Here is a 22,664-nt window from a genome sequence, read left to right as displayed (position 1 = left end):
GTGACAGCTCAGGGAGGCAGGTCGGCACCGGGGGCCGGTGCGCCCAAGCCGGGTCCGCCGCGCCCTGCGCGTCAGTGGTTCCAGGAGCGCCCCTCGCCTTATCCGTGGGAGCAGGACGCACTGGACCAGGTGCGCGCGCTGATGCCGCAGGCCGAGCCCTACCGTGCCTGGGCCACGTTCTCCTTCACCGCCATGTCCGGTCGGGTCAATGAGTGCGACCTGCTGATCGCCGTTCCCGCCGGCCTGTTCCTCGTCGAAATCAAGGGGCACCCGGGGCAGCTCCGTAACACCGGCTCGACCTGGAACTTCCAGGGGTCCGACCGCATGCGGACCATCAACAACCCCCTGCACCTGACCGACCTGAAGTCCAAGGAGCTGAAGAGCCAGCTCCAGTGGGCGGCGCGCAAGCTGGGTATCTCCGAGCGGGCGGTACCGCGCGTCGAGCCCGCAGTGTTCCTGTCATCGCCCGACCTGGAAAGCCATCTGGACGAGGTCCAGCGGATCAAGGTCTACGGCCGTGACGACGGCGGCAGCGGCCTGAAGCGGATCTGGCAGGACTTCCTCGGCCTGCCCCCGGACCGTCCCGAGCGACGCGTCACCCCGGAGTTCTCGCGGCACACGCTGCCGCAGCTGCTCAAGGCGATCGGCATCCGCCAGTCCACGGCCCACCTCCGTTTCGGCGATGCCTGGAAGATGGAGCCGCACCCGCTCGACGCGGGACCGTCCTGGGAGGACCGTCTGGCCACCCGGGACGACGGGCTCGTCCAGGAGGAGGGCCGCGTCCGTATCTATCTGGTGAGCCAGATGGCGACGGAAGCGGCCCGCAGAGCCACGGAACGGGCCGCACGACGCGAATACCAGGTGCTGCAGGGCATCACGCACCGCGGCATCGTCGACGCCCTCGACTACCGCGAGCACCAGGGCGGACCGGCGATCCTCTTCCGGCACCGCCACGGTGATCTCCGCCTTGACCAGTACCTGGACACTTATGGTGGCAGGCTCACGCCCGAGATCCGTCTGGACCTGGTTAGGCAGCTCGCCGAGGCGGTCCGTTACGCGCACAACCGCTCGCTCTACCACCGGGCCCTCGCGGCACGCTCCGTCTATGTGTCGTTCCGGGCCGACGGTGCGGGCCCCGAGCTGCGGATCACCGACTGGCAGACCGCGGCCCGGGACTTCGACAGCAACGCCACGTTCTTCCGCTCCATCGGAGGCTCCGCCCTCGATGCCGCCCTGATCGAGGACGCGGCCCGCGTCTATCTCGCCCCCGAGTCGGACCAGCCGTACGCGGACCCGGCCGATCTGGACATCTTCGGCCTCGGTGCGGTTGCCTACCTGATTCTCACCGGCCAGCCCCCGGCCACCCAGCGCAGCGGCCTGGCCGAGCGGCTCCGCACGGACGCGGGGCTCCACCTGTTCGCGGTGACCGATGGCCTGCCCGAGGCACTCGACGACCTGGTCTTCCGGGCGACCCGAGCCGACGTCAACGAAAGGCTCGGATCGGCCGAGGCGTTCCTGGACCTGCTCGACCAGGCGGAACGCGCCAGTATCCTCCCGGACTCGCCGGCAGCGGCTTGTGTCGACCCGCTGGAAGCGGTGCCCGGACAGTCACTCGACGCGGAATGGTCGGTACGTCGTGTCCTGGGCACCGGCGCCACCGCCCGCGCCCTGCTTGTGGAGCGGGCCACCGAGGACGAGGACGGCCGCACCCAGATCGACGAGCACGTCTTCAAGGTCGCCCTCGACGAGGAGAAGGCCGGGCGGCTGCGCGCCGAGGAACGGGCGCTGCGCAAGGTCGGCGGCGGCTCCGTCGTCCAGCTGCGTGGAGAGGGGCTGCGGGAACTCGGCGGGCGGACCGTCCTGGAGTTGGAGTATGCCGGCGAGCAGTCGCTCGGCGCACGCCTGCGCGGTAAGGGGCGGCTGACTTACCACGAACTGGAGCGCTTCTCCGACGACCTGTTCCACGCCCTCGACCAGCTCGCTGCGCAGGGCGTACGCCACCGCGACATCAAGCCGGACAACCTCGGCATCCAGCGCCGCAAGGACCGCACCTGGCAGCTCAAGCTGTTCGACTTCTCCCTGACCGACGCCTCCGACCGGGACGTGAAGGCCGGTACGCGCGGCTATCTCGATCCGTTCCTCGGCTCGATGCGCCGCGCCCACTACGACGACCACGCAGAACGGTACGCCGCGGCCATCACCCTCCACGAGATGGCGAGCGGCGAGCGCCCCTTGTGGGGCGAGGGACAACTCGACCCGCTGACCAACGAGTCGGCCCAACTGCACATCGCCACCGAGCTGTTTGAGCCCGCACTGCGCGACGGACTCACCGCCTTCTTCCAGCGTGCGCTGCACCGGGATACCGAGTACCGCTTCGACACTCTGCGGCAGATGTGGGACACCTGGCGGGCCGTGTTTCGGGCGGCCGATGCGACCGCGCCCGCCACGACTCCCTCCACCGTCGGCACGTCGTCCGACGACCCGGAGGAGGCCCGCGACCGCGCCGCCGCGGCGGCCGAACTGACGACGCCGTTGGAGGCCGCCGGCCTGTCCCCGCGAGCCGTGTCGGTGGCCGGCGGCCTGGGCGCCACCACGGTCGGGCAGCTGCTGGACATCCAGCCGTACGCGATCTCGAAGGCTCGGGGCGCGGGAGCCCTGGTCCGCAAGGAACTCAACCGGCGCCGCAAGCAGTGGGCGTCCGCGCTGCGCCCGGCGGCGCCCCACGCACCCCCTCGGCGCACACCCGACGACACTGCTCCCACGCCCCCGATCCCCGGTTCCGAAGAGGTCCGCATCCTGTCGATAGACGACATGGCTGCCTTCCTCGCTCCCGAGCCCGGCCGCAAGGGCTCGCACCGCGCTGAGGTCGTACGCCTCACCCTGGGGCTGCCGCCCGAAGACGGCGGACTCTCCCCCCTCGGCTTCTGGCCCGTGCAGGCCCGGATCGCCGATCACCTGGGCATCAAACAGACATCCGTCTCCCGGCACCACCGCATCGAGATCAGGAAATGGGCGGAGACGCACTGGCTGGCGCCGGTCCGCACCGAACTGACCGATATCATCCAGTCTGTCGGCCGGGTGATGACCGCTGACGAGGCCGCGGTCGAACTGCGGGCCCGGCACGGCGCCGGGTCCGACACGGCCGAGCGGACCTTCGCCGGCGCCTTGGCCGTCGTACGGGCCGCGGCCGACGCGGAGACCGCCGAGCGCCAGGACGAGGACGCCGCCGAGCAGCACGAGCCCAGGTTCGCCGTGCACCGGCGTGGCGACACGGTCCTGCTCGCCTCTGAGTCCTTGCCGGGGGCAGACGATCCCAGCCCGCGCGAGCTGGCGGACTACGCGGCGCTGCTTGGCCAGACGGCCGAGCGGCTTGCCGGACAGGACCCCCTGCCCGGCCGCGGCGAGGTCCTGCGCATCCTGCGGTCCGTGCCCGCGCCCGACGGACTGGCCCCGCTCGCCGACACCCGGTTGGTTTCCCTGGCGGCCGCGACGGCTCCAGGCGTCGCGGCCACCCCCCGGCTGGAGCTGTATCCGCGTGACCTGAGCCTGGAACGGGCACTGCGGATCTCCCAGGCGGGCGCGGGCATCCGCCGCGACCGGGGGATCACCGTCGGCGAGCTCGTGGCCCGCCTGCGCGCACGCTTCCCCGCCCTGGACCTGCTGTCGGGTGGACAGGAACCCACCCACGTGGAGCTGCTGGACGCCTTGGAAGGCGCGCGCTTCGACCTTGTTTACGACGACGAGGCCGAGAAGTTCTTCCCCAGGCCGCCGGAGTCGGTAGGTCCGTGGAGCTCCACCGGCGCCCTCACCAGCTACCAGCCGCCCACCCCCCGCACCCGCGCCGACCGCGAGGACCCGCACGGCCCGCTACGCGACCGGCTCACCGGGCTGGCGGAGCGGGGCGGGTTCCTCGCCCTCACCGTGAAGGGAACGTCGTTCGCGGGAGCGGCGGAGGCGGTGGCCGCCGCCTTCCCGGTCGAGGCGGTCGACCTGTCGGCCGTGTTCCTCACCGCCTTCCGTGCCTTGGCCGTCGAGAAGGGGCAGGACTGGGAGAAGGTCCTGCGCGCCGACAGCCTCTCCACTCCCGGTGGCATCAAGCCGGGACTGGCGTCCTTCGTGCGGGTGGTCTGGCAGCGCGTGGAGCAGACGGTGCTCGCACGGGCCGACGCGCCGCGCACTGTCCTGTTCCTCCACGACGCGGGACTGATCGCCCGTTATTGGGACGAGGGCGGTCACGCCTTCCTGGTCCGGCTCCAGAACGCGGCCCGTCGCCCGGCCGACACGCCGCACGGCCTGTGGCTGCTATGCCCGGTCGAGAACCGTGCCCAGGGCGCGGCACTCGACGGCCGCACGGTTGAGGTGATTCCCGGGGACGGCGAAAAGGAGCACCTGGACGGGGAATTCCTGGAGTCGCTGGAGCTGCTACGGCGGTGAGCGCCGACACCGGACGGTGGGGCTCACGACCTGCGCGGGACCCCGCCCTTGCGGCCGATGTTGAACGCCAGCCGGTACACGTCGGGCAGGTCAAGGGCACCGTTGGCGCGTTCGGTGAGCACGCCGAGGGCCACCAGTTCCTCTATCAGCGCGAAGGGGTCATCGGGGTCACGGGGGCCGCTACCGCCTTCGGGTTCCTCCTCGTCTTCCGGCCCCTCAGCGCCTTCGTCGACTTCGGCCATGTCCCGCAGAATGTCGGCGAGGCCGCCCCGCTCCCACAGAAAGCGGACCTGGGACGGCTCCATCGGCACCTGCACGCCCTCGAACTGTTCGATCGCGGCGGCGGCCCAGCCGATGTCGTCCTTCAGTTCGGCCACCCGCGTTTCCGAAGCGGCGTGCAGGCTGTCCCGGATCGCCTCGTAGTGCAGCGGGTAGGAGTGCCCGGCGTGTCGTTCGGCAGTCACGGTCGCGGCGGTGCGCAGGGCGAGCAGCCAGGTTCTCGGGCTCACGCGCCCCTTGCCGTCCTGGAGGTGGTTCGGCACCCAGGTGAACGTGTGGCCCTTGCGCCGGTCGGTCCCCATGTAGGGCCCGGCCAGCGTGACGAAGACCTGCTCCTGGCGCTTCTCGTCGGCGATGACGTCGACCGGCGCGATGAACCGTCCCTCGCCCTCCGCCTGCCACTCGCCGTGCCGCGCGCGGAACTTCTCCGCCTCCGGGCTCTGGTGGTTGCCCAGCTGGTGGAAGAGCAGCCCGTAGAGGTTCTCCCGGCTCCACGACAGGTCGGTTGCGTTGGCACCCAGTTTGGACGCGTCGGGGAACGTCTTGGGCGCGCTGTCGTACATGTCGGGACGTACGAAGATCTTGGCGCGCAGTGCCCCCGTGGTCAGCCGCAGCTCCAGCGCCACCTGGAACAGCGCCGACACCAGCCGGTCGGCGGTCTTACGGTCCCCGTGCAGGTGGTCCAGGGCGTCGAAGAGCAACACGCGCGTCTCACCGCTGTCCCGGGCCTCCCGGTCCGCCCGACGCAGCGCGTCGTCGAACGCGTCCTCGTTCTCCTCGGCCCACCGGATACGGTCGGCCCAATCGGGGATGCGAGCGACCTCCGGTACGCCGAGTGCCATCATCACGACCGTCTGCCAGAAGATTTCGAAGACCTCGGGATCGGTCACGCTGCGCAGCAGCCTGGCGATCTTGCGCTTGCTCGGGTAAGGGGTGTCGCTTCCGCCCCCGGTCGTGAACCCGATGCTGACCCGGACCCGTCGCAGCCGCGGCATCATGTACGACCTCGCGGCAACGTCCCGCAGGTCAGGGTCGGTCAACGCCTTCGCCCAGTACGTCTTGCCCGTGCCACGCGCCCCACGGACCACGGTCACGTCGGGGTCCAGGGCGAGGCGATGGCTGGACGGGGTGAACAGCCGCCGCAGGTCGGGACCCTCCGTGTCCGCGTCGAGCGCGACACCGAGGGCCCTGTTGATCAGGGTGCGGTACTCGTCGGTGGTCGGGACGGCGGTCATGAGGACTCCGGGGCGGGGTGTGGTTCCGGCAGCAGACGCTCCACCGTAGCCGTGAACGTCCGGTACGCGGCCTCGACGAACGGCAGCTCGGGCCAGTCCCGGCTGCGCAGGGGGTCGAGACCCACCAGGTCGTTGCCGAAGAGGATGGGAATGGGGGAGTGCGGCGCGTCGTCGTCCTCCAGCGGAGGGTGGTACGGCTCCTCGTCCTCGTCCCCGCTGTCGGTGGTGTCCGTGTCGAGTTGGTCGTAGAGCGTCGAGGCGAACAGCTGCTGGGCGCGGTCACGCAGGGCGGGCAGCCGCTTCGCGTCCCCGGCGGAGTGGAACATAGCCGCCACGATCCGCAGCCGCTCGCGCAACTCCCGGGCCAGGACAGGGCGATGCTGCCACTGGGCGAACAGCATCCGGTATCCCTCCCAGGTAGAGGGGTTGTCCACCGCGAACAGCAGCGCGAGCCCGCTGAGATGGGTCAGGGTGACCGCCGCGATGTCGTGCATACCGGCCCTGCTGTCCAGCAGGACGACGTCCGGTGGCCGCGACAGCTCCGTCACCTGGTCCTCGCAGGCGGCGATCGCCTGCTCCAGCCGCAGAGAGAAGGGGCGTTCGCCGTCACCGGGGTTGAGCCCGGCGAGGTCGCTGTAGATGCGGTTGAGCTTGGCGAGATAGTCGTATGACTCTCCCACTAGCGGAGAGCCACCGGCGGGCGCGAGCCACACCTCCCCGTTGCCTTCCTTGAAACGCAACGTGGTGCTGCGCGCCACCAGTTCCAGCCCCTCGGAGTTCCCGACGCCGGCCTCTATCAGGTGGTCGACGATGCCGTGGCGTGGGATTCCGGCGGGGTCCTCCAGCAGGTTGGAGATGCCCGGTGACTCCAGGTCGAGGTCGACCACGAGCACGCAGCGGCCCTGTCCGGCCAGGTGCCGGGCGAGGACGGCGGTCGCGGTGGTGCGTCCTACGCCGCCCTTGAAGCCGTACATCGCCACCCGCCGGTCCCGGCGCCCGGCGGTCCCGGGGGAGGGCGAAGGGGTGTTACGGGCCCAGTCGGTGCCGATGACGGTCCGCTCCAGCGCGTGCACACTGCCGGGCGCGGAACCGGGACCGGTGCCGGAGCCCTGCGGGAGGCTGATCTCGACGCGGTCGTCAGCGTCGAAGTACAGCTCGGGGGCGAACAACTTGTCGCCGTACAGGAGCGGTTCGAGTCCGGTGAAGGGGCTCGTGGCGGCCGTGAACGCGTCCCGGAGCGCCACCACCCGCGTGTCGTCGTGCGGGAGGGGGTTTCCCCGGTCGTCGATGAGGAGACAGGCCCGGCCCAGCACGTCCCGGGTCACGACGACATCCATGCCGAACTGCGCGGCGGCCTGCCGGGCGTGGTCGAGGGCGGCCTGCCAGGCGGTGTCGAACCGCACGGGGGTACGGCTCATGCGCGGGTCCTCGTTCCCAGGATGCCGGCCTGCTCATGGGCGGCGATGAGGTCGTACGCGGCCTTCAGGTGCCGGCCGAGGACGGTGTCGGTGATTGCAGTGCCGTCGCAGTAGCGGTCTCCGACGTCCCAGTCGGCGAACGGGTTCTCCCAGATGAGCTGTGTGAACAGCGCACCCGAGCCGCCGCCTCGGCGGCGGTGGGCGACGGCGGTGAGGTGTTCCCAGAGTTCGGGGAGGTGGCCGTGTTCCTGGGGCTTCCTCGTCCGGTTGCCGGGGGCTCCCTTGACGGTCGCGACCTCCGCGTTCTCCAGCCGATTCCTCGCGTTGAGCCGGGAGCCGAGAAAGTCGGCGAGGATGGCCTTGACGGCACACTCCGCCGCCAGCCCGGCCAGGTGGTCGGCGGATATCCGCAGGTCCTTCGTGGAGGCCAGCGTGGCCGCGCGATAGTGGTTCCTGCTCGCCGCCGCGAAGGCGGGCGGCTGTGCCGCGGTGGCTGCGGAGGGTGTCGAGGCCGTCACGACGATCACTTTAACGAGCTGGTCAAGGGAGTTGCGGGGGCTTTTCCCATATCGCGACGGCCCTGAACCCTCGTGCGGGGGAGCGGGTGCGGCAGGATGGGAGGTCCGGTCCGAGGGGACGCGGTGGGGTGCTGACGCGGTGCACGGAGAAGGAAGCGAAGAGTGACGGTGACGACTGAGGGTGCCGAGCGTGCGCAGGGTGTGGACAAGGTGGCCCTGCTCAAGGACCTGAAGAAGCTGGTCGTCGAGTTGGAGGACGACCTGCGGGCCCGCAGCGGGTCCGAGGAGGAGTTCCGCACCCGTCTGGACCACGAGTGGCGCGAGGCCAAGGAGGCCCAGCGCACCGCACTCTCCTACCCCGCCTGGCGCGACGAGCGGGTGACCCAGGCGGCGGTGGCCTGGGTGCTCGGCTGCGTCTTCGTCCGCTTCTGCGAGGACAACGGCCTCATCGACGAACCGTTCCTCGCCGGCCCCGGCGAACGCCTGGCCGAGGCGGAGGCGAGGCACGAGGCGCACTTCCGCACGTACCCGCACCACAACAACCGCGACTGGCTCATCACGGCGTTCCGCCACCTGGCGAGCACGAACGAGACGGCCGCCGGCCTCTTCGACGAGGCCCGCAACCCGCTCTGGGGCCTCACCCCCAGCTACGAAGCGGCCACGGAACTCCTGACGTTCTGGCGCCGCTGGGGCGCGGACGGCGAGATCCGCTACGACTTCACCGACCCCGAGTGGGACACACGCTTCCTCGGCGACCTCTACCAGGACCTCAGCGAACACGCCCGCAAGACGTACGCGCTGCTGCAAACCCCGGAGTTCGTAGAGGAGTTCATCCTCGACCTGGCCCTGGAACCGGCGGTCGCCGACGACGGGCAGGGCTTCGGCCTCAACCCCGTCTGGACCGGCCCCGACGGCAAGGAGCGCCGCGGCCTGCGCACCATCGACCCGGCCTGCGGCTCCGGCCACTTCCTGCTCGGTATCTTCCACCGTCTGTTGGACAAGTGGCGCCGGGCGGAACCCGGCACGGACGACTGGACGTTGGTCCGCCGCGTCCTGGAGTCGGTGCACGGCTGCGACAAGAACCCCTTCGCGGCGAGCATCGCCCGCTTCCGACTCCTGGTCGCCGCGATGCGCGCGGCGGGCGCTCGGCGGTTGGCGGACGCGCCGCCGTTCCCGATCAACGTGGCTGTGGGTGACTCGCTGCTGCACGGCCGGGACGCGGCGGGCATCCAGACCGACCTGGACACGCTGTTCGCGGAGGCGGTCGTGGGACGTGAGGAGGGGGCTTACGCGTATGCCACGGAAGATGTGTGGGAGTACGCGAAGAGGGTCGACCTGCTGGGGCGGGGGTCGTATCACGTGGTGGTGGGGAATCCGCCGTATATCACGGTGAAGGACAAGCAGGAGAAGGAGAACTATAAGAGGAGTTACGACGCATGTGTCGGGCAGTATGCACTGTCTGTTCCTTTTGCTCAGCGGCTCTTTGAGCTGGCGATTAAGGGGGCTGGCGGAACTTCAGGAGGCGGGGGATTCGTCGGTCAGATCACTGCGAACTCGTTCATGAAGAGGGAGTTCGGCAAGGCGTTGATCCAGGGGTTCTTCCATCAGCGGGTCGAGCTATCGCATGTGATCGACACATCCGGGGCATTTATTCCGGGGCATGGCACTCCGACGGTGATTCTTGTGGGTCGAAATCGAGTGCCAAGCGATTCCAGGAAAGTGCGCGCTGTCCTCGGGGTGAGAGGTGAGCCTTCTGAGCCCAAAGTCGCGGCAGAGGGAAGGGTTTGGCAGTCGATCCTGAAGCTGGTGCATCGTCCGGGCAGCGGATCTGAGTGGGTAACCGTTGAGGATTTGCCCCGGACCCGACTGGCTGACTTTCCGTGGTCGTTGAGTGGTGGCGGTGCCGGCGACGTTGTTCAAGCTCTGGTACGCGGAAGCGGAAGGCGCCTGGCCGAACTGGTGGAAAGTATCGGTTTCTGTGCCGTCACCAGAGAAGATGACGCATATATGGTTGGTCATGGGTTTGGTCGACGGAGCGGCATAAGTGACCAGCACATCCGCTCCCTTCTCGGCGGATCGGAAGTCAGGGAGTGGGGGCTCGGTAGTGGTGTCGAATCCATCTTCCCGTACTCCTCCATGCGGAAGACGGCTGAAATTGATGCAGCGGCGGAAAGGGTCCTTTGGAAAAGTAGGACTCCGCTTAAGCTCCGACGTGCATTGTCCGGTACGCAGGAAGAGCAGGGGCTGGAATGGTTCGAGTACTCGAGCTTCTCGCCGCGGCGCTACTGGGCAGATCTGCTGATTTCCTTCGCGTTCGTTTCTACTCATAACCATTTCTCCTTGCGTCGAGCTGGCGAAGCCTTCATTCGAACTGCTCCTGTGATCAAGCTGCCTGATGGGGCAGGGGAGGACGGTCACCTGGAGTTGCTGGGGGTGCTAAATTCTTCGGCGGCTTGTTTTTGGCTTAAGCAGGTCAGCCACGACAAGGGTAGTCAGGGAGTAAACGAGGGTTTCAAGTCGCAGGAATGGGAACGGTTCTACGAGTTCACAGGCACGAAGCTGCAAGAGTTCCCCCTTCCAGCGGAACTCCCGCTTCACCTAGGTCGCGTCCTCGACGCTCAGGCACAAAGGCTCGCCGGTTTCGAGCCGTCGGTCGTGGCCGCGACTGACGCGCCCACCCGGCAGGCGCTGGATGAAGCGGAGGTTGACCAGGCCAAAGCCCGTCGGCGCATGATCGCCCTCCAAGAGGAACTGGACTGGCAGGTCTACGGCCTCTACGGGCTGCTCAACAACGCCGAGGCCACCCGAACTGTGACGTTGTCGCGCGAACCCGACACCATCCCCGAGGTCAAGCTCGGCGAGCGCGCCTTCGAGATCGTCCTCGCACGCAAGGTCGAGTCCGGAGAGGCGGAGACCGCGTGGTTCACCCGCCACAACTCGACCCCTGTCACCGAGATCCCCGCCCACTGGCCCGACTGGTACCGGAAGATCGTCCAAACCCGCATCGACCTCATCACCAGCCGCAAAGACATCGCCCTCATTGAGCGCCCCGAGTGCAAGCGACGCTGGTCCGCCGACCCCTGGGAGAAGAAGGAACGAACCGCGCTGCGGAACTGGCTGCTCGACCGCTGCGAGGACAAGGGCCTGTGGTTCGAGGTACGTGACGGCCTGCGTCGCCCCCGGACCCTGACCGTCAACAACCTTGCTGACAGGCTCAGTTCGGACCCCGACTTCACCTCCGTCGCCGCCCTCTACGCCACCGATCACCTTAAGAAGCCGGACCTCCCCCTCGCGCAGATCCTCAACGAGGTCGTCGCCGATGAGCACGTGCCCTACCTCGCGGCCATGCGCTACAAGGACTCGGGCCTGCGTACCCGCAAGGAGTGGGAGAAGGTCTGGGACAAGCAGCGCGAGGAGGACCGTACCGGCACGCGGCTCGACATCGACCCGCCGACGAAGTACAAGTCCTCCGACTTCCTCAGGCCGTCCTACTGGACCCACCGCGGCAAACTCGACGTTCCCAAGGAACGGTTCATCTCCTACCCGGAGGCAGGACCGGACAGCGACTCCACGCTGATGCTCGGCTGGGCCGGCTGGGACCACAAGGATCAGGCGGTGGCCGTCACGCAGCTCATCGAGGCGCGTGTCAGGAATGACGCCTGGGGCGCTGACCGTCTCGTTCCGATGCTCGCGGGACTGCGTGAGGTCATGCCGTGGGTGCACCAGTGGTATAGCGCGCCCGACGACGAGTGGGAGGGCGGCTCACCGGCAGAGGAACTGGAGGCGGAGTTCCGGCGCATGTTGCGGACGCACGCGGTGAGTGAGGGGCAGATGAAGGACTGGCGTCCGGTGCGGAAGGCGCGCGGTCGGAAGGCGGCGCAGCCCAGTGAGCAGGTTGAACAGCCCGTGTTGGACGACGCGTAGGGCCGTGTAAGGGGAGAAGGGTCTCGCTCTCCCCTGAGCTGCCTGCAGCGGGATCGACAGGGTCATCGATGGATCGCGCCCGGCGAGCTTCGCGCCACGGGCTCCTCCACATCCTGCCGCGCTGGTATACGTCGAAGCACCTGACACGCGCCCCGTCCTGCTGGCGTAGTCCGCCGCGGTCATGTCACGGAGCCGCAGCCATGGGCCGGAGCCTGCCCTTGCTCGGCGCACAGTCCTCCCGCTGGCGCACCGCCGACCGCGCCAGACTGGGCGGCGGTGCACCTCCCCACTGGGCCGCTGCCAGGTGCCCCGGGTAGTCATACCGGGCGATCCATCCCAGTCCCGTCACTCACCGTGATTCCCTGCCATGAAACCCGTTGCGATCTCCTCTCCCGCCGTCGGACCCACCTGGCAAGATGGACCGTGCGCCGCACCGAGGGGGGCGCTGTCCGGCCAGCCGCCAGCACAGTGAGGGATTGATCACCTGATGTCGACCACAGAGCTGTTCCTCCGCGATGTCATCGACATCAAGGAGGACGTCCACGCGGGCGATTTCAAGGTCGACCTTTCCCAGGGCTTCCACGAGGCCGATGAACGGGTGGCGGAGTACGTCGTCACCGAGCAGTTGCAGAGGGCGTTCCGTGCGGCGCTCGGCCTCGTCGCGAAGGCCGTACGCACCGGCGACTCGCACGCCGCTTACCTGCACGGTTCGTTCGGTGCCGGTAAGAGCCACTTCCTGACCGTGCTGCACGCCGTGCTGAACGGCCATGAGGGGGCTCTGAACAAGCCGGGGCTGAAGGAGGCCGTCGCCGAGCACGGCGACTGGCTGGGCCGCAAGCGGTTCCTGATGGTCCCGTACCACCTCGTCGGGTCGACCGACCTCGACTCGGCGCTGCTCGGCGGCTACGTGCACACCGTGCGGGAGCTGCACCCGGACGAGTCGACCCCTGCCGTCTACCGGGCGGACGCGCTGCTCGCCGATGCGGACCGGCAGCGGACGTTCCTCGGTGATGACGACAAGTTCCGGCAGTGGCTCGGGGCTGGCGCGGACGCGACCGCGTCTAACGGGGGCGGGGGGTCCGGAGCGGACGACGAGGACGACCTGCCGGGCATCGACGGCAGCGTGGACCTGTCCGGCGCGGGCGGTTGGAGCACGGTAGAACTGGACCGCGCCTTCGCCGCGCCGCCCGGCAGCGAGGACCGTGAGCGGCTGGTGTCGGCGCTGCTGACCGGGCCCATGGCCGCCTACACCCAGGCCGCCCGCGGCGACGCCCGCTCCTTCATCCCGTTGGAGAACGGCCTCAAGGTCATCTCCCGGCACGCCCAGTCGCTTGGCTACGACGGCGTCGTCCTCTTCCTCGACGAGCTGATCCTGTGGCTCCAGGCGCACATGGGTGACCAGGACTTCGTCCGCGACCAGGTGCAGCGGCTGGTCAAGCTGATCGAGTCCGCAGACAGTGGCCGGCCCGTGCCGATCGTGTCCTTCGTGTCCCGCCAGCGTGACCTGTCCCAGCTGATCGGCTCCGATGTGGCGGGCGCGGATGTACAGAACCTGGAGCAGCAGGTCGACTACCTCGCCGGCCGGATCGACGTCGTGGAGCTGGAGGACAGCAACCTCGTCGAGATCATCAAGCACCGGGTGCTCGCTCCCCGTCCGGGCATGGAGCAGGCACGTGATGACGCTTTCAAGATCGTGGAGTCGTCGCGGGACGAGGTGCGGCAGGTGCTGCTCGACGCGCAGGGGCGCACCGAGGCCGGCTGGGACGACTTCCGCACCCTGTACCCGCTCTCGCCGGCCCTGCTCAACGTGCTGGTTGACCTCTCCGGGGCTCTCCAGCGCGAGCGGACCGGTCTCAAGCTCGTGCAGGAGCTGCTGCGTCGACGGCGCGACGACCTGCGGCTCGGCCAGCTCGTCCCGATAGGCGACCTGTGGGATGTCATCGCCGCGCGGACTGGTGAGGCGTTCACCGCGAAACTCCGCAAGGAGTCGGAGATCGCTCACCGTTTCCACGGCCGCGTCCGCGACCACCTGCTGACCAAATACGGTTCCGAGGACGACAAGCGCTTCCAGACCGACGACCGGCTGGTGAAGACGCTGCTGCTGGCCTCCCTCGCGCCCAACGTGCCCGCCCTGACCCGGCTTACCGGCGGCCGGCTCGCCGCGCTGAACCACGGGACCATCAGGACGCGGGTGGGGGACGCCGGGGCCGTCGCCGTCAAGCGTCTTCAGGAGCTCCAGGCCGAGGGGTTCGACGGCGAGCTGCGCAGTGAGGGCGACTCCGCCGACCCGGTCTTCCATCTTCACCTGTCCGACCTGGACGTGGAGCCGCTGCTGGAGGAGGTGCAGGGCGTCGCCGACCAGGACGGCTACCGCCGTCAGTGGATCAAGGACCAGCTGTGGGCGGCGCTCGGCATCTCCGACGCCCAGGCGTTCGTCTGCGAGCGGACGGTCGTCTGGCGTGGCACCAAGCGCACCGTCGAGTTCGTCTTCGGCAACGTACGCGATCCGCACCTGCCTGACGCGGAGTTCGCGCCGCAGAGCGAGGGCAACATCCGGTTCGTCTTCGACTACCCCTTCGACGACCACGGCCGCTCACCGATGGACGACGTCCAGCGGGTGGAGCGGATGAAGCGGGCCGGGAGGACGGCACCGACGATCGTCTGGCTGCCGCACTTCCTGTCCGAGCAGAAGGCCCGCAACCTCGGCCGCCTGCTGAAGATCAACTATCTGCTGGAGCGCGACCGGCTCGACGACCACACGGCGACCCGCCCCGCCGAGGAACGCGTCCAGATCCGCAACCAGCTCAAGGCGTCCCGCGACAGCCTGACCAGCCAGCTCACCGAGGCGCTGCTCCAGCTCTACGGAATCGCCCGCACCGAGCCCGGGACCGCCGGCGCGGAAGTGCCCGAGGGGCACCACCTGATCTCGCTCCAGCCGGGCTTCACCCGTACCAGACCCGAACCGGCGGTCGGCTTCGAGGAGAACCTCTTCCTGCTCGCCGACGGGCTCCTCGGCGCCCTGCACCCCAAGCACCCCGACTTCGACCCGCGACTCACCCGCAAAGCCATCACTACGCGAGAGCTGAAGACCACGCTCGAATGGATCACGAGGGCGATGGAGGACGGCTCCCGGCGCGTCGTGGTCGACAGCCAGCAGATCCCGATGGTCCGCAAGATCGTGCACGCCCTCGGCCTGGGCGAGGTCCACGACGGGCCGCTTAACGTCACCACCGACTGGCGCCTGCGCATTAACAAGAAGGCGGCGGAAACCCCGGACGCCGGTCCGGACCTGTCCGTCGATGACATCCGTCGCTGGATCGAGGACCTCGGCTACACCGGCCTGGACCGCCACGTCAGCAATCTGATCATCGCCACGTACGCCCTGCTCGACGACCGTACGTGGGTCTACCAGATCTCGCCCCTGCCCAAAGCCCCGGAGTTGGAACGGATCGCTTCCGGATACGGGCTGCGGGCGGTCGAGCTGCCCACCGAGGACGAGTTCCACACCGCGCTCGGCCGCGCCGGGACCATCTTCGGCAAGACCGTCTCGCGGGTCCTGTTCGCCCGCAATGTCGCCCGGCTCGCCGAAGGCGTGCGCGCGGTCGCGGAGGAACACCGCGTGGCCCTCGGCGAGACACGCACCCTGCTGACGGAGAACGCTGCTCACCTCGGACTGACCGGACCGGACGGCGCCGACGCGCCCCGCATGAAGTCCACCAAGGCCGCGGCCGACCTCGTCGCCAGGTTGCTGCGCACCACTGAACCGGCCCCGTTCGTGCGGGAGCTGGCCGCCGCCGCGTACGACGTGACGGACGAGGAGATCGCCGCGGCCCTCCGGTACGCTCCGGAGGTCGCCGCCGCGCTGCGCCGCACCGAGTGGTCCCTGCTGGCGGAGACCGTACGCGACCTCGCCGGACGCGAGGACAGCGTCGGCGAACGGGCTGCCAGGTTCCGCGACGAGGTGCACCGCACCGCCCGCGAGCACGAGCAGGCCGTTTCGCTCGTGCCCGTTCTGGACCGGCTCCCCGACACCGTCATGGCGTTGATGCGGGAGGCCACCCGCCTCACTCAGGGAGCGCAGCCCGCCCAGCCGACCGCTCCGCCGGTCACGCCTCAGCCGACCGCCGAGGACATCAGCTTCACCACTCACGGTGAGCCCCCTGTCCCCTCGACGCCCACCCCCACGCAGCCTTCCGCGCCGGAGCCCGACGACACGCCCCGGAACGGGGGCGACGCGCAGAACGCCCGCCCGCGCGCCGTCCACCTCATCGAGCCCACCCAGCTGGAGACGTCGCTGGCCAGCACGGTCGCCGAGCTCGGCACGGAGATCCGCGCCTACGTCGCCGCCCATCCCGGCACCCGCATCAAGGTCTCCTGGCACCCGGTCACCGACACCGAGCCCGAGGGCTTGAACGGACCCGTCACGGAACCGGGCGACGGGAACACCGACTGATGCCCCCGGCCCTGCCCCGGGTGGGCCGTCGTACCGTCGAGGCCCTGCTCGCCGCGAACACCGAGGCGCTGCGCGAGCGTACCCTCGTGCTCGTCCACGGCCAGTACGCGCCAGGCGCCCCGCTGCGGTTCACCGTCACCCTGGACGGCGAGGCGCGCCGCGTCCAGGTACGGGACGAAGCCTCCGTCCTCGGTGTCCTCACCGCCCTGCACGAGCACCGGAGCACGGCCTCTGCCTCCGCTTCCTCTGCTGACGTACTAGTGGTCACGACGGGCGTCGACGACGAGCAGCTCGGCTGGGACGTGCGCGGCAGGGCTGTACGGCGCAAGACCCTGACCGTCGAGAACGCCGAGGTCGTCCTCCAGCGTTTTGGCGCCACTGCCCTGGACCCGCGCATGTACCGCGAGCGATGGCTTCTTGACGCCCTTGTCGAAGCCGAGCCCGCTGACAGCGGCTGGCCCCGGGTCGGCGGTGTGCTGACCCGGGACGCGGCACTGCGCGCGCTGACCGTCGAACGGCTCGGCCTGCGCACGGCGGGCGGTTCCACCGGCCAGGTCGGGCAGGCCACCCTCGACGCTGACACACTCCTCGCCTGGTCGCGCACGCCCGCCGGTCCTCGGCGGTTCGCAGAGCTGGGCGCCACCGAGCGGACCGAGCTGAAGAAGTGGCTCGCGGAGGTCGCCGGGCCCGCCGTCCCCGTCCTGCTGTCCCTCGCCGAGACCGGGCTCGGGCACGATGCCCTGGCGCTCGGCCTGCTCGGCGCGGTACTGCGGGACCCGTCCGTCGAACCCGACACGGTGCTCGCGCTCGGCGGCCTGTTCGGGCAGGTCATGCCACGCCGGTCGGAACTCGCCGCGTTCACCGACGCCGTGGAGGGAACCCTCACCCGCTGGATCGCCGATGCCCGGACCAGCGAGGACGCCCGTCGGAGGGTCGTCGCCGTACTCGAACGGGCCGACGAACTGGCCGACACGGCCGGCCTCACCCCGGGGCTCGCCGCAAGCCGCTTCCTCCCGTCCAGCTTCACCGCACAGCTCCGCAGGACCGTCGCGGACGCCCGCGTCTCCCCGGCTGCGGGCGAGGCCGCGCTGGACGACCTGCTTGGACACAGCCTGGCCGTCCTGCGCCCGGACCACATCCAGGCCGCCGAGACGGCCGTACGGGTCGCACGCTGGCTCAGCGGCCCCGAACCCACCGTCCCCACCGTGGCCGCCGGGGTACGGGCCCACGTCTGCGACTGGGGCTGGGCCGACCGCGCGCTCACCGTGCTGTGGGCGGGTGACCCCGACGGTGACCTGGAAACCGGCCGTGACCTGAACGCCCTGTACGAGCAGGCACGCGAACGCAGACAGCGCCTCGACGAACAGTTCGCCGCGCGGCTCGCCGCCTGGGCCGTGCACGCCACCGCCGAGCACCCCGACGGCTGCCTCGTCATCGAGAACGTGCTGGACACCGTCGTACGCCCGCTGGCGGGCCGGACCGCACCGCTCCTCCTCGTCCTCGACGGCATGAGCAGTGCCGTAGCCGCCCAGCTCGGCGAGGAAGCCGAACGCGACGGCTGGCGCGAGATCGTGCCCCGCCCGGAGACGGGAGAGGCCCCGGCACGCCTCGCGGCCGTTTCCATGCTGCCCTCGATCACCAGGGTCAGCCGCGCATCGCTGCTGGCGGGCCAGGCGACCGAAGGAGGCCAGTCCGCCGAGACTGCGGGCTTCAACGCCCTGTGGAAGCGGCGACGCAAGGCGGCAGTCCTCTTCCACAAGGCCGCCATCGGCGGCGAAGCGGGCCACGCCCTCTCCCACGAACTTCTGATCGCGCTCGCCTCGGACGCGGTGGTGGGCGTGGTCCTCAACACCATCGACGACGCCCTGGACAACGGCCGGCAGGGCCGTGGCACCACCTGGTCTCTCACCGACGTCACCCACCTGCGCGAACTGCTCGCCGCTGCCCGCAGCTACGGCCGTCCCGTCGTCATCGTCTCCGACCACGGACACGTCCTGGAGCGCGGCAGCCGCGACGACACCCCGACGGTCGAGGCCGACGGTGCGGACGCCGCCCGCTGGCGCACCGGTGGCTCGGCGGGCGAGGGGGAGGTCGCCGTCCACGGCCGGCGCGTGCGGGAGGGCTCGGGGGCGGTGATCCTGCCGTGGCGCGAGGACATCCGCTACACCGGACGCCGAGCCGGGTATCACGGTGGCGCGTCGCTGGCCGAGGTCACCGTCCCGGTACTCGTCCTGTTCCCGGCCGGGGAGGAGGCCCCGAAGGACTGGGTGCCGCTGCCGCGCGAGCTGTCGACGCCGGGATGGTGGCGGACACCGGCTGCCGGTGCCGCCGCGGCCTCTGCCGCCGTGGCGACCGGCCAGGCGCCACCTGTTGCCCCCGAGCGGCCCGCGCAACCAGCGTCGCATTCGCAGGACGCACCCGCCACCGAGGCACGGCCGTCCACAGGACCGGAAGCCGGCCGCCGGGCCGCCGGGTCGCTGGGAGCGACGGTGGTGACCAGCGAGGTGTACTCGGCACAGAAGGAGTACGTCCGCAAGGCGCCCGAGGCGAACGTGGTGTCCGCGGTCATCGACGCACTTGTCAGCGCGGGCGGGACCATGTCCCCGGCCGCGCTCGCCGCGGCGATCTCCGCGACCGGACGGGTCCGCCGTAACATCGAGGGGTTCATCGCCACGGTGCAACGGCTGCTCAACGTCGAGGGCTACCCCGTCCTGGGGGTCATCGACGGCGGGCACGCCGTGAAACTCGACGTGCCCCTCCTGCGTGAGCAGTTCCTGCCGAAGCAGAAGGACGGGGAGAACGGAGACATGGCCGAGGGCGGGAAGCGGGAGGAGACGGCATGACCGACTCCGCCTCCGTGAGCGCGGTCCGCCGCCGCGAGGTCATCGACGCCCTACGTCGTGGCACGGTCCCGCAGTCCGGTCTCGACCTGTTCGCCGTGGGACTGGACCGGTTCGAAGCCGCCCTGGACGACGATCTGGCCACCGTCACGCGCGGTGGCGCGGCCTTCCACGCCGTGCGTGGCGACTACGGTTCGGGCAAGACCTTCTTCGCCCGGTGGCTGGCCGAGCGGGCCAAGCGCGCGGGACTCGCCACCTCGGAAGTGCAGATCTCCGAAACCGAGACACCGCTGCACCGGCTGGAGACCGTCTACCGCAGACTCACCGAACGGCTCGCCACCGGGACCCACCAGCCCAGCGCGTTGCGCGCCGTTGTCGACTCGTGGTTCTACACCCTGGAGGAGGAGGTCCTCGACGGCTCGGAGATCGACGAGGACGACGAGGAAGCCCTCGCTGCGGCCGTGGACACCCTGATGGAGCGTCGGCTCGCCGACGTCGCTCGCACCACACCCGCGTTCGCCGCCGCCCTGCGCGGCTACCGTCAGGCCGTCGTAGCCGGGGACGGCGCGACCGCGGAGGCCCTGATCGCCTGGCTCGGCGGCCAGAAGTCCGTGGCCGCCTCCGCACGCCGGGCCGCCGGTGTGCGCGGAGACCTGGACCACTTCGCCGCGCTCGGGTTCCTCCAGGGACTGCTGACCGTGCTGCGCGACTGCGGTCATCCCGGACTGCTCCTCGTGCTCGACGAGACGGAGACCCTGCAACGCGTCCGCGGTGACGTCCGGGAGAAGGGCCTCAACGCGCTGCGCCAGCTCCTGGACGAGATCGACGCCGGACGCTTTCCCGGACTCTTCCTCGTCATCACGGGAACCCCTGCGTTCTACGACGGGCAGCAAGGCGTCCAGCGGCTCCCGCCCCTGGCCCAGCGGCTCGCCACCGACTTCACGACCGACGCCCGCTTCGACTCGCCCAGGGCTGTCCAGCTGCGACTGCCCGGCTTCGACCTGCCGCGACTGGACGAACTCGGCCGGAAGACGCGCGACCTCTACCGGGGAGCCGCACATCATCCCGACCGGGTCGCCGCGCGGGTCGACGACGCCTACGTCAGTGAACTGGCGACCGCCGTCACCGGAGGACTGGGTGGCAACGTTGGGATCGCCCCCCGGGTCTTTCTCCGCAAGCTCGTCGCCGACGTCCTCGACCGCGTCGACGAGTTCGCGGACTTCGACCCGCGTGAGCACTACCAGCTCACCGTCTCGTCCGGTGAACTCACCGACATCGAACGCAACGCAGCCGCTGACCGGGCGGACGCCATCGAGCTGGAACTGCCATGAGCGCCGCCGAGGCCCTGGAACCGGCGCTCGTCCACCACATCGTGAACACCCTGGGCTGGAAGGGACTGCGCCCGCTCCAGGAGGCCGCTGTCGCGCCGCTGACCGCGGGTGAGGACGCCCTGCTGCTGGCACCGACGGCGGGCGGGAAGACGGAAGCGGCCTGTTTCCCGCTGCTCTCCCGGATGCACGCCCAGGGCTGGTCCGGCACGTCGGTGCTGTACGTGTGCCCGCTCAAGGCACTGCTGAACAACCTGCTGCCGCGGCTGGAGACGTACACTGCTTGGCTCGGCCGGACGGCGGCTCTCTGGCACGGCGACACACCGGCCGGTGCCAGACGGCGCATCCTTGCGGCCAGGCCCGACGTACTGCTCACCACGCCCGAGTCGCTGGAAGCCATGCTGGTCAGCGTCAACGTCGACCACGCCTCCTTCTTCTCCGGATTGCGAACCGTGGTGGTCGACGAGGTCCACGCCTTCGCCGACGACGACCGCGGCTGGCACCTGCTGGCAGTTCTGGAACGCCTCCAGCGAGTCGTGGGCCGCTCCGTACAGCGCGTCGGCCTCTCCGCGACCGTGGGCAACCCCGAAGGACTGCTCACCTGGCTCCAGGGTTCGGGTGCCGGAAAATGCCCCGGCCGCGTGGTAGCGCCTCACTTGACCGAGGCGCAGCCCGCGCAGCAAACCGCGCCGACCTCCGTGCCGCCCGGTGACATCCAGCTCGACTACGTCGGCTCGCTCGACAACGCGGCCACGGTCATCAGTGCCCTCCACCGAGGCGAGAAGCGTCTTGTCTTCTGCGAGTCACGACGTCTTGTCGAAGAACTGGGCGCCAAACTGCGCGCCAAGGGTGTGACCACCTTCCTGTCGCACGCCTCGCTGTCCCTCGACGAACGCAGACGCGCGGAGACCGCCTTCGCAGAAGCACGCGACTGCGTCATCATCTCCACGAGCACCCTGGAGCTGGGCATCGACGTCGGTGACCTCGACCGGGTCATCCAGATCGACGCGCCCGCTTCCGTCGCCTCCTTCCTCCAACGCCTGGGGCGTACCGGGCGCCGCGCCGGAACAACCCGCAACTGCCTCTTCCTCACCCTCGATCAAGGCGGGCTCCTGGCCGCCGCGGGACTGCTTCTGCAATGGTCGCGAGGCTGGGTGGAACCGGTGACCGCACCGCCTGAGCCACGGCACATCGTCGCCCAGCAGTTGCTCGCCCTCTGCCTTCAGGAACACCGTGTCGGAGACCGGCTCTGGCAGGAGTGGTGGAACGGCCTGGGACCGTTCGGCGGGTCGGCGGAACCGATCGTCCGGCATCTGGTCGACCAGGGATACCTGGACCAGGACGGCGGCATGCTGTTCATCGGTCCTGAAGCCGAACGACGCTTCGGCCACCGCCACTTCATGAACCTCACCGCCGTCTTCACCGCACCCCCGCAGTTCACCGTCCTCCAGGGCCGCACCGAGATCGGCCGTACAGATCCCGCCCTGCTCACAGAGCAGGTCATCGGCCCCCGCCGCCTCCTTCTCGCTGGCCGAAACTGGCAGGTCACCTACATCGACTGGCGACGTAAGCGCTGCTTCGTCGAACCGGTCGACGGCGGAGGCAAGGCGAAGTGGAGCGGCACGGGATTCGGCCAGGGCGCCTCCTTCGAGATCACCCGAGCCGTGCGCGAGGTACTGCTGGGGGCGGATCCGCCCGTTGCCCTGACCCAACGCGCCATCACTTCACTCAAGGAGGCACGCGACGTCTTCCTAGAGAAGGTCCACCCGGGCGGCACGCTGATCGTGCGGGGGGACGGAGGACAACTGCGTTGGTGGACCTGGGCAGGTAACCGGGCGAACGCCACTCTGTCCGCCACGCTGGAGGGGGTAGCGGTGCCGGCCCAGCGGATCAATGATCACTGGATCCGTCTACGGGAAGACCTCACCCCACCAGTGTGGAAAGAAGCCCTGAGCGATGCCCCCGATCGGCTCTGCCTTCCCGCTGTCGACGAACGAGCGGTGCGAGGACTGAAATTCGGGGACGCGCTGCCGCCTCGGCTCGCAGAGGCGACGCTGTCGGCCCGATTGGCGGATCTGGACTCTGCTGCGGCAGTACTCGCCGAACCTGTGCGATTCGTCTACGAGGTCTCGTAGGCTCTTGGCATTGCGACGACAAGGTCAGCAGCTGCCACTGCACCAGCGATCTTCGAAGCGCTTTGATCAGCGAGGGCACACGCAGATCGCCAGCTCTTCC

General features: G+C 69.7%; 9 protein-coding genes. 6 read left to right on the top strand and 3 right to left on the bottom strand.

The window, feature by feature from the left end:
• Positions 1-4,434: a BREX system serine/threonine kinase PglW gene (gene pglW / locus ACZ69M_RS13970; protein ID WP_470049654.1), complete on the top strand. Its 4,434-nt coding sequence runs from the start codon at positions 1-3 to the stop codon at positions 4,432-4,434.
• A 23-nt stretch (positions 4,435-4,457) separates the two neighbouring features.
• Here pglW and ACZ69M_RS13965 read toward each other — a convergent pair whose 3' ends face one another.
• The 3 genes from ACZ69M_RS13965 to ACZ69M_RS13955 are packed head-to-tail and all read right to left on the bottom strand — an operon-like array spanning position 4,458 to position 7,884.
• Positions 4,458-5,948: a hypothetical protein gene (locus ACZ69M_RS13965; protein ID WP_470049652.1), complete on the bottom strand. Its 1,491-nt coding sequence runs from the start codon at positions 5,946-5,948 to the stop codon at positions 4,458-4,460.
• Positions 5,945-7,366 (bottom strand): KGGVGR-motif variant AAA ATPase, encoded by a 1,422-nt coding sequence (locus ACZ69M_RS13960; RefSeq protein WP_470049650.1) that lies wholly within the window; start codon positions 7,364-7,366, stop codon positions 5,945-5,947. Before ACZ69M_RS13960 ends, ACZ69M_RS13965 begins: the two co-directional genes overlap by 4 nt.
• Positions 7,363-7,884 (bottom strand): hypothetical protein, encoded by a 522-nt coding sequence (locus tag ACZ69M_RS13955; RefSeq protein WP_387045989.1) that lies wholly within the window; start codon positions 7,882-7,884, stop codon positions 7,363-7,365. The genes ACZ69M_RS13960 and ACZ69M_RS13955 overlap by 4 nt, the downstream gene beginning before the upstream one ends.
• Positions 7,885-8,046: 162 nt before the next feature.
• On the opposite strand from ACZ69M_RS13955, the gene pglX reads away from it, so the two are divergent.
• The 5 genes from pglX to ACZ69M_RS13930 all read left to right on the top strand — a co-directional run bounded on the left by pglX (position 8,047) and on the right by ACZ69M_RS13930 (position 22,564).
• On the top strand, positions 8,047-11,808 hold the full coding sequence (gene pglX / locus ACZ69M_RS13950; protein WP_470049648.1) for a BREX-2 system adenine-specific DNA-methyltransferase PglX: 3,762 nt from the start codon (positions 8,047-8,049) through the stop codon (positions 11,806-11,808).
• Positions 11,809-12,295: 487 nt separating this feature from the next.
• Complete coding sequence (locus ACZ69M_RS13945) at positions 12,296-16,261, top strand: BREX-2 system ATPase PglY family protein (protein ID WP_470049647.1); 3,966 nt, start codon at positions 12,296-12,298, stop codon at positions 16,259-16,261.
• Entirely contained in the window at positions 16,261-19,104 is a 2,844-nt protein-coding gene (gene pglZ / locus ACZ69M_RS13940) for a BREX-2 system phosphatase PglZ (protein WP_470049645.1), read from the top strand. The genes ACZ69M_RS13945 and pglZ overlap by 1 nt, the downstream gene beginning before the upstream one ends.
• Positions 19,101-20,432 (top strand): BREX system ATP-binding protein BrxD, encoded by a 1,332-nt coding sequence (brxD, locus tag ACZ69M_RS13935; RefSeq protein WP_383035811.1) that lies wholly within the window; start codon positions 19,101-19,103, stop codon positions 20,430-20,432. The genes pglZ and brxD overlap by 4 nt, the downstream gene beginning before the upstream one ends.
• On the top strand, positions 20,429-22,564 hold the full coding sequence (locus ACZ69M_RS13930) for a DEAD/DEAH box helicase (protein WP_470049643.1): 2,136 nt from the start codon (positions 20,429-20,431) through the stop codon (positions 22,562-22,564). The genes brxD and ACZ69M_RS13930 overlap by 4 nt, the downstream gene beginning before the upstream one ends.
• Positions 22,565-22,664: the final 100 nt, after the last annotated feature.

It is taken from the genome of Streptomyces sp. NPDC107454 (assembly GCF_055582885.1).
This window is presented reverse-complemented; position numbering and strand designations above follow the sequence as displayed.